Origin of the sequence: Flagellimonas chongwuensis (assembly GCF_013376415.1) — a bacterium.
Lineage (GTDB): Bacteria > Bacteroidota > Bacteroidia > Flavobacteriales > Flavobacteriaceae > Flagellimonas > Flagellimonas chongwuensis.
Genome location: NZ_WYET01000001.1, coordinates 1 through 13823, shown reverse-complemented (window position 1 = coordinate 13823; position 13823 = coordinate 1). Strand labels below are relative to the sequence as shown.

Genomic DNA, 13823 nt, shown 5'->3' with positions numbered 1-13823 from the left:
ATGCAAGGGTAATTTCCTTAATGTCCATATTTTTTTAGCATTTCCTTAATAGTGGATGGTAATTTTGTCAATTGTGAAAGTATATATATAGATTCAATAAAGTTGGCAATTGAAGAGGTGTATTTCTTTTTGGATTTATAATTAAAGTAGGATATTTTTTCCATCATTAAAGTGCCATTTCACAACAAAACCATCTTGCCATACAACATAACTTCTCCAATCTACCCTGTTCTTGATAAGTTTGGGTAAGCCTTACTACGTAAGGAACACCTCATCATCCAAACTATGAACAAACCCCAATCCTCCCTAATTTTTAGGTGTTTTTTAGTGTTGACCCTTCTTGGTATAGCTTCGGTTCAAGTGGGATATGGACAGGATTGTGTTGCTATCGCAGGACCCAATCAGGTCGTTTCACAGGTCAATGCCGTTTTTATGGATGCCAATGCCGCACCTGTTGACGGTTTGGGAACTTGGAGCCGTTTATCTGGCCCATCTTCTGTAACCATCGATGATGTAAATGACCCCCAGACTCAATTATTGGATTTGGTGCCAGGAGATTACGTTTTCGAATGGACTGTTTCGGGGCCCAGCTGCGATACTGCTTCAGATTTGGTCGGGATTACCATACAGGGCATTGACTTGGAAATGGAAATTGTGGCGAGCAATACCGAACCCGATATTGGCGAAGTGGTAACTTTCACTGTAAACATGAGCAATTTTGGAGATGTGGATGCCACTAATGTTGTGGTGGAATATTTTGTTCCTTCAGGCTATAACGGTATTACCGCAATCAATAATTCAGGTTCTGTGGATGGCTCACAAAAAATAACATGGTTTGGATTTGATGTGCCAGTGGGGAGCAACACAGTTGCTTTAAGCTTTAATGCCACGGTACTTACCCCAACAGGAACCAATGGAGAGTACACTCATGTGGCCGAAGTAATTTATGCCGATCAAATTGATGAGGATAGTACTGCGAACAATGATGATGGCGACCAGAGCGAGGATGATGAGGATAACATTGATGCCGCTCCAGTTCAGGCCGATTTATCGTTGGTTACATCCGTGGTCGGTGGTAACTTGTCCCCGAACGTAGGCTCACAAATCAGTTTTGAAATATCGGTTTCCAATAATGGTCCCCACGATGCAGAGAATGTACAGGTAGAAGACCAGTTGCTGTCTGGGTTTACCTTTGATTCTTATTCGGCAACAACGGGAACTTACGACCCGCTTACCGGGATTTGGCAAGTTGGGGCCGTGGGCAATGCAACTACGGAGACACTTACCATTGTAGTTGATATAAATGCTTCGGGAAATTATACCAATACGGCACAAATAATCGCTTCGGATGCTTTTGATATTGATTCAACACCCAACAACAATATTCCGACCGAGGACGATCAAGATGAAATTATTTTGACGCCTGTGCCGGTAATTGACCTCTCATTGACCAAAACTATTGATAAATCACCGCCTTTGGTGAGCGACAATGTAAGGTTTACCCTAACGGTGGCCAACGACGGTCCCAGTGAAGCAACTTCTGTAGAGGTATTGGATCTATTACCCTCTGGATATACCTATGTTTCTGACGATGGTGGAGGTGCTTACGATGAAGTTACTGGTGTTTGGAATGTGGGTTCGGTTGCAAGCGGTGATTCAACCAGTTTAAGTATCCTTTGCAACGTAAACGCTTCTGGAGATTATGATAACGTGGCAGGAATTATAGCTCATGATCAAACGGATACGGATTCAACTCCGAACAACAATGTCCCAGGTGAAGACGATCAAGATGGTGTATCGGTGATACCGGTACCATTGGTAGATATATCCGTTGCCAAAACGGTAGACCAAATCATCCCGGAAGTGGGAGAGGAGATACTTTTTACGGTCACGGTGCAAAACGATGGTCCAAGTGACGCCACTAATGTGGTTGTAACCGATGTTTTGACTTCTGGTTATCAATTAATCAGTTCTAACCCCTCAGTGGGTACTTATAATGGGACAAATGGTTCATGGGTCGTAGGAGATTTGGCCAACGGAGCTTCTGAAACTTTGGAAATTACCGTAGAAGTATTGCCAACAGGAAATTATACGAATACTGCCGAGTTGACGAACGTTTCGGAGATGGATGTGGACTCGAGCCCGAACAACAACAACGAATCGGAAGATGATCAGGATACCGTGGAACCCATTGTAATTCCAGTGGCCGACTTGCTGTTGCAGAAATCTGTGAATGTATTGAGTCCATATGTAGGGCAAGATGTGATTTTTACCATCAACATTACCAATTTGGGCCCAAGTGATGCTACCGGGGTCGCGGTGATGGATGTGTTGCCGGATGGATACACTTATGTTTCTCACGGAACCACGGCGGGAATCTATAACCAGGGTTCCGGAATGTGGAATCTTAATGGTACCCTGGAAGATACAAGTACAGAAACCCTTACCATTGTGGCCACGGTAAACAACTCAGGAGATTACTTCAACGTTACGGAGGTTTTTTCTTCCGATCAGTACGATCCCAATTCTATCCCCAATAACAACAATATTTTTGAAAATGACCAAGATAATGCTGGAACTACTCCCGTTCCGTCCGCAGATTTAAACTTGGATATTACTGTCGACAACGCCTCCCCGGATGTGGGAACGGAGGTTTTGTTCACCATTACTTTGATCAATGAGGGGCCAAGCGATGCCATCGGAGTTATTGTTGAAAATACGCTTCCAGATGGATTTACCTATGTTTCCGATGATTCAGGCGGTTTATTTAATCCATCTAACGGAATTTGGAACGTGGGCAATTTGGCTTTGGAATCACAGATAGAGCTTCAAATTGTTGCCGAAGTAAATCCTTCAGGGGATTATACGGTAGGTACAGAGGTGATAAACTCCATTTTTCTCGATATTGATTCTACCCCTGGCAACGATGTGCTTTCAGAAGATGATCAGGATGAACTGACGGTCGTGCCAAGACATGTGGCGGATATTTCGGTTTCAAAATCCGTCAATAATATGAATCCCGAAGTAGGGGATGAGATTGTTTTTACCATTGAGGCACTTAATGATGGCCCCAACGATGCTTCCGGATTGATTTTAGAGGATGAATTGGAAAGCGGTTATCAATTTGTTTCGGCAACAACATCAGCAGGAATTTATGATGAAATTGCTGGCACATGGAATTTACCGGATTTGGCAAATGCAGCTACAGCAACTTTGGAGGTAAGGGCGATAGTGCTTTCGAGCGGTGAATACAAGAATACAGCCGAGCTTATTGCTTCAAATGTCTATGATCCAGATTCTACTCCTAATAACAATTTGGGCTCCGAGGACGATCAATCCACCGTGATACCTGTTCCAGAGGGACTAAGTGATTTGTCACTTTCAAAAACTGTAGATAATGAAAACCCTAACGTGGGAGAGGTAGTCCGTTTTGTGGTGAGTGTTGGCAATAGCGGCCCATCCGATGCGAGGGGTGTCGCAGTGACGGATATGTTGCCGCCCGGCTACACTTACCAATCGCACACCTCTACTGCCGGGGTGTACAATTCGGCTTCAGGAATTTGGAACGTGAACCGAACCATATTAAATCAAGATACGGAAAGTTTGGAGATTTTGGCCGTGGTAAATGCGCCAACAGGTCTGCAAAATGAGTATGTGAACGAAGCTTTTGTTTCCTCAACTTTATATCCTGACCCGGACAGCGACCCATCAACAGGGATTGGGGAGGATGATTTTGACGACGGTATTTCGGATGATGACGAAGCAACTGCCTTTGTAATACCTCAAACCACGGATATCTCAATCACAAAAAACGTAGACAATGCAATGCCCAATATAGGGGATGAGGTTGTTTTTGAAATAACGGTGACCAATCAAGGTGTGGATGATGCTATCCATTTGGGCATTCAGGAAGAATTGCCATTGGGATATCAATTCATCAGTTCGGAAACCACAGTAGGAACTTATGATGCTGAATCTTCATTTTGGGAGATTGAGTCGCTGCTTGTTTCTGAAACCGCAACGCTACTGCTTACCGTTAAGGTGGTGGATATGGATGATTATGTGAACAGGGTAAGTTTGGCCTATGTGGATCAATGGGATGTAGATGAAAGTAGTAATTCGGCCGAAGCGTTTGTAGATCCAAGTTGCTTAGTGGTCTATAACGAGTTTTCTCCCAATGGAGATGGGGTCAACGATTACTTTAAGATTGATTGCCTAGGTCGTTATCCAAACAATACACTTCAAGTATACAACCGATGGGGAAATATTGTGTACCAGACAAAATCCTATAAAAATGATTGGGACGGTACACCGAACGGTCGTGCTATGGTCCAGCCCGAAGACCAGTTGCCCGTGGGAACCTATTATTATGTGCTGGATTTGGGCGATGGCTCGGAACCAAGAACAGATTGGTTGTATTTAAACAGATAAAAAATGGAGTTGGTTTCATCAAAATATAAAATAACCGGAGGTAAGCATGTACTTGTGCTAATGCTTGTCCTATGCTCCATTTTTGGATATGCTCAGCAAGACCCGCAGTTTACGCAATACATGTACAACACCATGAGCGTTAATCCGGCATATGCTGGCAATAATGGTCATTTAACCGCATTGTTGTTGCACCGTTCGCAATGGGTAGGTGTAAATGGAGCTCCCAATACGCAGGTGCTTGCCGTGGATATGCCCTTGGAAAATAAACTAGGGGTGGGAGGCATCATTTCTCGTGATGCATTGGGGCCTTCCTCCGAAATATCGGTGGATGGAAACGTTTCGTACACCATTCAGTTGGATAGTGCCAATAGCAAATTATCCTTTGGGATGAAGCTCGGAGGTCGCATTTTTGATGTGGACTTCTCTAAAGGACTTATCGAAGATGCCGATGTGGCTTTTCAAAATAATATCAAGAGCAAATTCTTCCCAACCATTGGAGCAGGTCTTTATTATGATACGAAGAAAGGCTATTTAGGATTTGCCATACCCAATTTCTTTTCACAAAAACATTATGATGGGGAGGAGCAGGAAATCGCTGCGGAGCGTTTGCATTATTACTTTATTGGTGGAAAAGTGGTGGATTTGACCCCGGATGTGAAACTTAAACCAGCTTTTTTTGTGAAATGGGTTCCAGGGGCGCCAATTATAGCCGATTTATCCGTGAACGCCATGCTTAGGGAAACGTTCACCGTTGGATTGGCTTACCGCTGGGACGATTCGTTTTCAACCTTGTTGGGAATGCAGATCAACCCGAATTTTAGTGCCGGTTATGCTTACGACCTAACTACTTCCAATTTGGCGAGCTATACGGGAGGGTCACACGAATTGTTTGTCCGATACGAGTTTAAAACTTCCCAAAAACAGAAGGAGGCGCCTACATTTTAGAGTCAAATGGAATTAGGGCGCAAATAGTCTGTATCTTTAACTTTGCATTGGTAAAACAATGATTAAATTGATATGCTATGGAAAGAAATGAGCTCTACCCCGTTTTTTTAAAAGTAAATAACTTAAAGGTACTCATTGTTGGAGGAGGGAATGTTGGGTTGGAAAAGCTTACTTTTTTATTGAAGTCGAGTCCCAATGCTCAAGTTCAGATGGTCGCTCCCGAGTTTTTATCGGACACATTGGAGTTGGCGGCAGCGCACCATGTGGAAATCACGGAAGATTTGTATCAAGAAAAATATTTGGAAGGCAAGCACATGGTGGTTGCCTGTACGGATAAACCCGAAGTGAACGAGCAAGTTTACCACGATTGTAGAAAACTGAGCAAGTTGGTGAACGTAGCCGATAATCCACCGTTTTGTGATTTTTATATGGGAGGTATTGTGACGAAAGGGAATGTGAAAGTTGCCATTTCTACCAACGGACAATCACCAACAACCGCAAAAAGATTACGACAATTCTTTGAGGATGTTATTCCCGAAAATATTGATGACTTGGTAAAAAACTTGAACGAATATAGAAAAACCTTAAAAGGCGATTTTGAGCAAAAGGTCGAAGCGTTGAACGAGTTTACCAAAGGCTTGGTCAACCAAAAAGATTAAGCAGGTTACAAGCGCTTCATTGCTTCAATTAAGTCATCTCTTTTTCTTGGTGAAATATTCACCTGCATATCGTTGCTCATTATAAGGTGGCCTCCATCAGATTTGACATATTTTTTCACTTTTTTTAAATTGATTAGAAAACTATTGTGAACCCGCATAAAGTAATGTTCCGAAAGCAACATTTCGTATTCCTTTAAATGTTTGCTCACCAAGAGCATGCTTTCATCTTCCAACATAAAACAAGTATACGAGCCATCCGCTTTGCAGGCCACTATCTCATCTAAGGCAATAAACTCCATTCCGGCCGTGGTGGCAAGGCAAATTTTTTCGGGACGTACTTTTCCGCGAGAAATGCTTTGCATTAATGTATCTAACTGTTCTCTGTAAACATTGGTGTCCATTCGGTTTCTTGCTTTTTCTACTGCTTGCTGGAGTTCGTCCAAATCTATAGGCTTCAGTAAATAATCCAAGGAGCTGAACTTTATGGCCTTGATGGCATATTTTTCAAACGCAGTGGTGAAAACAACTTCAAAGTTGGGGTCTTTTATTTGGTTAAGTACATCGAACCCTACACCAGATTGTAGCTCTATGTCCAAGAAAACAATATCTGGACTGTAGATGGATAATACTTTCACTGCCTCTTCTACTGAGCCGGCCATAGCAATTACTTGCACTTCTTTGCAAAATTCTTCCAGCATGGATTTTAAGGTTTCTCTGCTGTGTTTCTCATCTTCAATTATTACTGCTTTTAAAATCATAAGGCTATTTTTAGGGGTTATTTGGTTATTTATTGCTGCAGGCTAAGTTTTGAAATTGATGTGATTCTAAAAATGAAAAAGGATTTTTCTTTCAAATTATATCAGAATTTGATTATTATTCATATATTTGGTTTATTGCCAGTATTATATAGTTTTTGTTTTGGATTGGCATTACGGCTATCAACCGATTTTTCTTTTCATTAGATTACATAGTTTTTCGATAGTACCTTACTGTCTTGCTGGTTTATTAGACTGTGTAATAGGGTTATAACGTTTTTGTTTTCCTTTATAGGGGAAAATTGCTTTTCACTGTATTAAGTTAAACATTTTTACGGGGGGAAGAATAAATAGTGGCAAAAAACCCTAGTTGTCATTTTCTATGAAAATGATAACTTGTTGTGCCAGTACGTAAAAAATAACTCACCATTTTCAATCCTATAGATAACTGTTGCGCAGCATAACCCCATACTTGCTTTCAGCTTAAGAATTTACTCATGGTGAGTTTTTATTCAACAACTTATATATTTTGGACTGCACTGCCTTTATCGCCAGAACCAAAGGCAAAACAATAGTTTTATGTGCAGCCCAATATTTATTTTTGGTTGATAAATCTACATTTATCATAATTAAAAAACCGGTGCCATTTGACGTATGTGGGGTTTGAGTTTATGGATGGCCCTTTTGAGTTCACGTAATTTTAAATTAAATCCTTTTTGATGTAAAATGGGACTCCTCGATTAAAAGGAAATCCCATTTTTTACAACAGGAGAACACTAAAAAGATTCTTAATTTTAAACTGATCATGCAGAATGATATAGCTCTTGATGGTTAAAGTATTTTGTAGCTCTAGAAAAGGATTTCTTCTTATGAGGCATTTTGGCCACAAAGTGTCCTTTAAAATCTATTGATGCAATATTGCTGAAGTAACCAAGCATGTCCTCGTAGTCATTTATATTGATTCCGGCTTTTGCCAAGTTGTTTTGCATAACCGATTTGTTTAATTTGGTTTCCCAATTTCCGTTTATTCTTATGTCTTTAGATCTTATGATTAAAATCTTGAGCTTTTTTAAGTGCCAGGTCGGAACATAGAAATTGGTAACACCATCCTTTAAAGATTTAAAGGTCACGTATACCTTGCCAACATTTTTGTACACTTTTGCGGTATAGCCAACACTACTGTTGCTCAATGGTAGTTTTAGACAAGAGTTATCCGATTCCAAATAGAATAGAATGGAGTTTTTGTTCAGGACTTCTTCTGTGATTTGTGGAACGTCTATGGAAAACGACCAATTGGGTAATTGTTCTCTAATATCAAAAGACAAAAGTTCCACCGTATTTTGCGTTTTGGACGCGCATGATTGTTTGTGATCCCGTAGTACTGTGCTGGATTTCTTAATAAGATAGATTGGGTATCCTATTATTACAGCGGCACAAATCAATGTCCAGAAGATAGTCAATAGATGCATAACTTTATTTTTTGTTAAAACTTGGGAACCTTTTTCAGCTACTAAATAACAAAGAAAAATAGTAGCTAAACCCCATCAATATACGGATGGGCCTTTTCAATTGACGTATGAGAAACCACCGATAAAAAGAGTGTTTTTACAGATGAAATACACTCATTTTTTTCTTAAATGGACATTTGGATGCACAAATTTGGTTTACTACTTACCCTATGATGTCTTATTGGTCTTTTCCAATTGGCCGATTACGCCCATTACATCATAATTTGCAATTTTTCTAGTACTATAATTTCGTTTTATGTGGTTCACGTATGTGTGGATTTCCAGAGTATAGTAGTTTTCTAGTTCAAAGACAGGATCTTTGGCAATTTCTAGACTACTGTTCACTTTCATTTTGCCATAAGCTCTTGCATGGTAGACAATTTTATAGTTGTTATTATCATTATCCATCCACTCAATGGTCACTTCAATAAAATCGTCCATTCGTTCTCTTAACTTGTAGTTCGCATGCTTGGGTATGTTCCCAAACTCATATTCAGACTTAATTAGGTCCAAAATCCATTTTTCCAGAAAGTTATCCTTCATGTCATTTAAATTTTAGGTGTTCTGATTTTGATCAGCGATTGACCAATGGTTCTATAAATCTTTAATGAGGTTGAAATGGTTTTGAATTGTTTTTTGATACTGCTGGGCCAATACCTTGATTCGTTAATTATTCTTTTGATTCTTAATTTTTTTTGAGAGTATTACTAAATCCGATGTTTGGTTTATTCTGTGATGTGCAATAGTGTCTTTAACCAATTAATCGCATTTTTCCTGGCCATTTCACTTTGGTCTTTACCTTCGGTATCAAATCCGTGACCCACACCCTCATAAATATGATGTTTCACGGGGACCCCTTTTTCTTCCAATAAGTCCACCATACACAATGTGTTTTCTGTTAGATAGCCCTTAGAAGGAATCTGATATAGGATTGGGGCATAAGGACGGTATATATTCTTCACAAATGCATTCTCATTACAAGGCCCCGGCCCCCAATAACCATATCCTGAGGATCCTCCATAGTAGAAAACCCCTCCGGCAAAACCATTTTCCGGTTTGGTTTGAGGTGGCTGAACTCCCGATGAGGCATCATATTTGTTTCCGTCAAAACTTTGTGTCCATTCCCAATCGGCGGGAGTTGAGTCGGTATCATAAAGTGTTGCCGCCAATGCACTGGCTCCGTCGGAAAAACCAAGTAAGGCGATGTCATTCGGTCTTACCAATGGCTTCCCGTTATCAAGTTTTAGGTTTTTGAGTACCTCTAAGGCCATATTGGCATCTTTGGGACGAACAAATTGAGAACTGATTCTAAAGTTGTCCGGAGCGTCCGTCCATTTGCCAGATCTCTCTTTTACATTCCTTCCAGAATAGCTGTCAACAAAAGCACCAACAATACAGTTGTTATCAAAGATTTCTCGCCAATCCCGATTTTGACTGGACATTTTTCCGGTAGTGGGGTCATCGTTCGACCACATTCCGCCAGAACCGTGCATTACCACCACCGCAGGGTAATTTTCATTTCCGCAGCCCTCGGGGATTGACAGGTAAATAGGGATTTTATCTTGCTGTATCTGGACATAGATAATAGTGTCCAAGGTAGATTGCGCCATTATAATTTCCGGAGCATCGGCCACAGAGGGTAAACCATCGTTATCCTCGCTGCATGATATAAAACAGACAGATAACACTAGAAGTAGGTTAAGTTTGATAAATAATTTAGACATTGTTTTTTTCATAATTTCATATTAATAAGTGCAGGAACAATTAGAAACCCCTTGGAACAAATCGATGCCCAAGGTCAGAACATGGGTGCCCTTCGAGTACCCAAGTATCTCATTCATGATAACCTGATAGGAATATCCAAAATAGAAATCACCTTTTTTAAGTCCAATAACGGGAGCTATGTAAAGTGGTGAGCCAAACTGGTCGTTTAAAAACCTATAGGTTATGCCGGCATAGTAGTAGTTCAGAAAATCATACCATTTGAATTTTGTGTTTATATCAGTAATTGACCTTCCATCACTCTCAAAATATTGAAAGAAAACAGAAGGTTCTATCTCAAAATCCGTTCTCGAGTTCTTCCTGAATTTGTATCCCGAATACAGATAATAATTGCGTAGTGTATTGGGTTCAAAAATTTGGTTGAACTTTTCAAATTCTTTATTCAGAATATTGGCGGCGTTCACGCTAACATAAAACCCTCTGCGCCGGTACAACATGCCCACATCAAAATTTGGATTGCTGGATGACCTATCATTAATCACAGCAGGGTCAGTGTTTGGGTCAAAATTTTCAATATCTATCCTAAATTGATTTAGGTTAAAGGAAAGCGCTAAGGAGAAATACTGGTCATCATATTTATTAAGAGTCAGGTGATGCGCAAAAGAAACTTTTCCTCCACGTTGTTTTGTTTCACCATTGGAATCGTTATAGATGACCATTCCAATACCGGAACGGTTACCCAATCGAACATCTGCCGATAACGATTGGGTATCTGGCGCATCCTTAATGCCGACCCATTGGGTAACCCCGTTCATACGCACCTTTACATAATCACCAATTCCTGCATAGGAGGGGGACATTACAAAAGGATTGTCGGACAAGTATTGGGACAATTGCGGAATCGTCAGCTCTTGTCCTTTTACAAGAAACAGGTTTATGAATATTAGGAAAACTACGACTCTCTTCATTTATCAATTAATTTTATCTATACAATGTGAAGTGACCAACAAATTCACGCCCAGACCCATCATTTAGCCTCACGATGTACCAGTAATCCCCAGATGGCATAGGGTTGGAGTCATATTCCCCATCCCAAGCATCCGATGTGCCTAAGATTTGGATTTCTCTTCCATACCTGTCAAAAATGTGGGTTTTGATGTCAGGGAACAGTTCGGAATTCTTTGGAGACCAAAAGTCATTTTCCCCATCACCATTTGGAGTGAAAAAATCCGGTATAGTGATTTCCACTAAGTTTAAAGTGATGTTCTGTGTCACCTCACAACCATAGCTATCAACGACTCTTACAGTGAAAGTGCCACTTCTCTTTATGGTATAGGTGTTGGAATTGGAAGCGCCTTGGTCATCAAAGTAATAAGTGTAAGGTGCATTTCCTCCTGTAACATTTGCGGTAATCTGATTTACATATTCACTGGTGAGTGACAACTCCAGTTGTTCGAAATTTTCAACCTCAAAAGGAATCTCAGCCAAACAACCATTATTGTGCATAATAAAAAGACTATGACTTCCAGAACTGATGTTTCCAAAATCTGGAGTTAATATAAAGTCATTTGGATTTGTTGAATCCAAGGCATAAAGCACATCATTGCTGATGGATGGGTCGGATAATGTTACCTCGATTGTATTTGAAGGTAAATTTTCCTCACACAAATACATGACATCTACTGTGCCACCAAGGTTTGGCCCGTCCGCCTTAATTTCAAAGATTGTATTGGTTTGGCAACCCGTGTTGTCGATCACATTCATTTCATAATTCCCTGGAGATAAATCCTCTATGGAGAAAGAATTGGTATTGAAAACCATAGGTTCCATATTATTAAGCTTAACTGTAACTGGAAAAGCTACATCTCCAACAGTTATAGAAACGGAACCGTTAGCATTTTCAGAACAATTCGCATCCTGAACGTTACTAGTGATGCTTAGTTCAGATGCAGTAAGCACGATATCAGGGTCCTGTTGTGATGCACAGTTATTGACGGTGATGGCCAGATTAGTGTAGTTGCCGGCAGCCAAGTTGGAGACAGTGGCTGTCCCTCCGCTCACGGCGACATCGGCAAACGACCCTCCGTCATAGGCTATGGTATGGTTCCCGTTGGGTACATTGGTAAAGGTGAACTGTATCTGTCCGTCGCTTGCCCCGCAGGTGGACGGTTGTACGGCCACGGCCTCGATGGTGGGCGCGTCCGGTGAGGATAGCACGACGTCGGGATCCTGTTGTGAGGTACAGCTGTTGGCGGTAATCTTTAGGTTGGAGTAGTTGCCGGCTGCCAATCCCGTTACGGTGGCGGCGTTTGATGCAACTGCCACGTTGGGGAAACTTCCCCCGTCATAGGATATGGTATGGTTCCCGTCGGGCACATTGGTAAATGTGAACTCTATCTCCCCGTCGCTTGCCCCGCATGTTGAGGGCTGTACGGCCACTGCCTCGATGGTCGGTGCATCCGGTGATGATAGCACGACATCGGGATCCTGTTGTGATGCACAGCTTCCCACGGCGATGCTCAGGTTGTTGTAGTTGCCCTCTGGAAGGTTGTCCACGGTAGCGGTCCCCCCGCTGACGGCCATGTTGGGGAAGCTTCCCCCGTCATAGGATATGGTATGGTTCCCGTCGGGCACATTGGTAAATGTGAACTCTATCTCCCCGTCGCTTGCCCCGCATGTTGAGGGCTGTACGGCCACTGCTTCGATGGTGGGCGCGTCCGGTGACGAGAGCACGACGTCGGGATCTTGCTGTGAGGTACAGCTATTGACGGTGATGGCCAGATTAGTGTAGTTGCCGGCAGCCAAGTTGGAGACAGTGGCTGTCCCTCCGCTCACGGCGACATCGGCAAACGACCCTCCGTCATAGGATATGGTATGGTTCCCGTCGGGCACGTTGGCAAAGGTGAACTCTATCTCCCCGTCGCTTGCCCCGCATGTTGAGGGCTGTACGGCCACTGCTTCGATGGTGGGCGCGTCCGGTGACGAGAGCACGACATCGGGGTCCTGTTGCGATGAACAGCTTCCCACGGCAATGGTCAGGTTGTTGTAGTTGCCGGCTGGCAGTCCCGTTACGGTGGCGGTGTTTGATGCAACTGTCACGTTTGGAAAACTTCCCCCGTCATAGGCTATGGTATAGTCCCCGTCCGGTACATTGGTAAATGTGAACTCTATCTCCCCGTCGCTGGCCCCGCAGGTGGATGGCTGTACGGCCACTGCGGCGATGGTGGGCGCGTCCGGTGACGAGAGCACGATGTCGGGGTCCTGTTGCGATGAACAGCTTCCCACGGCAATGGTCAGGTTGTTGTAGTTGCCCTCTGGAAGGTTGTCCAGGGTAGCGGTCCCCCCGCTGACGGCCACGTTGGGAAAGCTTCCCCCGTCATAGGATATGGTATAGTCCCCGTCCGGTACATTGGCAAAGGTGAACTCTATCTCCCCGTCGCTTGCCCCGCATGTTGAGGGCTGTACGGCCACTGCCTCGATGGTGGGCGCGTCCGGTGACGAGAGCACGACATCGGGGTCCTGTTGCGATGAACAGCTTCCCACGGCAATGGTCAGGTTGTTGTAGTTGCCGGCTGGCAGTCCCGTTACGGTGGCGGTGTTTGATGCAACTGTCACGTTTGGAAAACTTCCCCCGTCATAGGCTATGGTATAGTCCCCGTCCGGTACATTGGTAAATGTGAACTCTATCTCCCCGTCGCTGGCCCCACAGGTGGACGGTTGTACGGCCACTGCCTCGATGGTGGGTGCGTCCGGTGATGAGAGGACGACATCGGGGTCCTGTTGTGATGCACAGCTTCCCACGG

General features: G+C 42.8%; 9 protein-coding genes. 3 read left to right on the top strand and 6 right to left on the bottom strand.

Translation table 11 applies throughout. The annotated features are described in order from the left end of the window. Positions 1–285 precede the first annotated feature (285 nt). From GUA46_RS00045 to GUA46_RS00035, 3 genes are all read left to right on the top strand, one after another. Positions 286–4431, top strand: a complete 4146-nt coding sequence (locus GUA46_RS00045) for a T9SS type B sorting domain-containing protein (protein ID WP_176618799.1) — start codon at positions 286–288, stop codon at positions 4429–4431. Between the two features lie 3 nt (positions 4432–4434). Continuing rightward, positions 4435–5376, top strand: a complete 942-nt coding sequence (locus GUA46_RS00040) for a PorP/SprF family type IX secretion system membrane protein (RefSeq protein ID WP_176618798.1) — start codon at positions 4435–4437, stop codon at positions 5374–5376. Positions 5377–5453: 77 nt separating this feature from the next. Beyond that, entirely contained in the window at positions 5454–6035 is a 582-nt protein-coding gene (locus GUA46_RS00035; protein WP_176618797.1) for a precorrin-2 dehydrogenase/sirohydrochlorin ferrochelatase family protein, read from the top strand. A 5-nt stretch (positions 6036–6040) separates the two neighbouring features. On the opposite strand, the gene GUA46_RS00030 is transcribed toward GUA46_RS00035, so the two are convergent. The 6 genes from GUA46_RS00030 to GUA46_RS00005 form a co-directional block, all read right to left on the bottom strand. Next, positions 6041–6793: a LytR/AlgR family response regulator transcription factor gene (locus GUA46_RS00030; protein WP_108245297.1), complete on the bottom strand. Its 753-nt coding sequence runs from the start codon at positions 6791–6793 to the stop codon at positions 6041–6043. Between the two features lie 800 nt (positions 6794–7593). Then, positions 7594–8259 carry a hypothetical protein gene (locus tag GUA46_RS00025; RefSeq protein WP_176618796.1) on the bottom strand — a complete coding sequence of 222 codons (666 nt, stop codon included), beginning with the start codon at positions 8257–8259 and terminating at the stop codon, positions 7594–7596. A gap of 207 nt (positions 8260–8466) precedes the next feature. Continuing rightward, complete coding sequence (locus tag GUA46_RS00020; protein WP_108245295.1) at positions 8467–8841, bottom strand: hypothetical protein; 375 nt, start codon at positions 8839–8841, stop codon at positions 8467–8469. Positions 8842–9023: 182 nt separating this feature from the next. After that, positions 9024–10022 carry a dienelactone hydrolase family protein gene (locus tag GUA46_RS00015; protein ID WP_176618795.1) on the bottom strand — a complete coding sequence of 333 codons (999 nt, stop codon included), beginning with the start codon at positions 10020–10022 and terminating at the stop codon, positions 9024–9026. Positions 10023–10043: 21 nt separating this feature from the next. Further along, entirely contained in the window at positions 10044–10988 is a 945-nt protein-coding gene (locus GUA46_RS00010) for a PorP/SprF family type IX secretion system membrane protein (RefSeq protein ID WP_176618794.1), read from the bottom strand. A gap of 13 nt (positions 10989–11001) precedes the next feature. Next, a partial coding sequence (locus tag GUA46_RS00005; protein WP_176618793.1) for a T9SS type B sorting domain-containing protein occupies positions 11002–13823 on the bottom strand: 2822 nt, incomplete at its 5' end.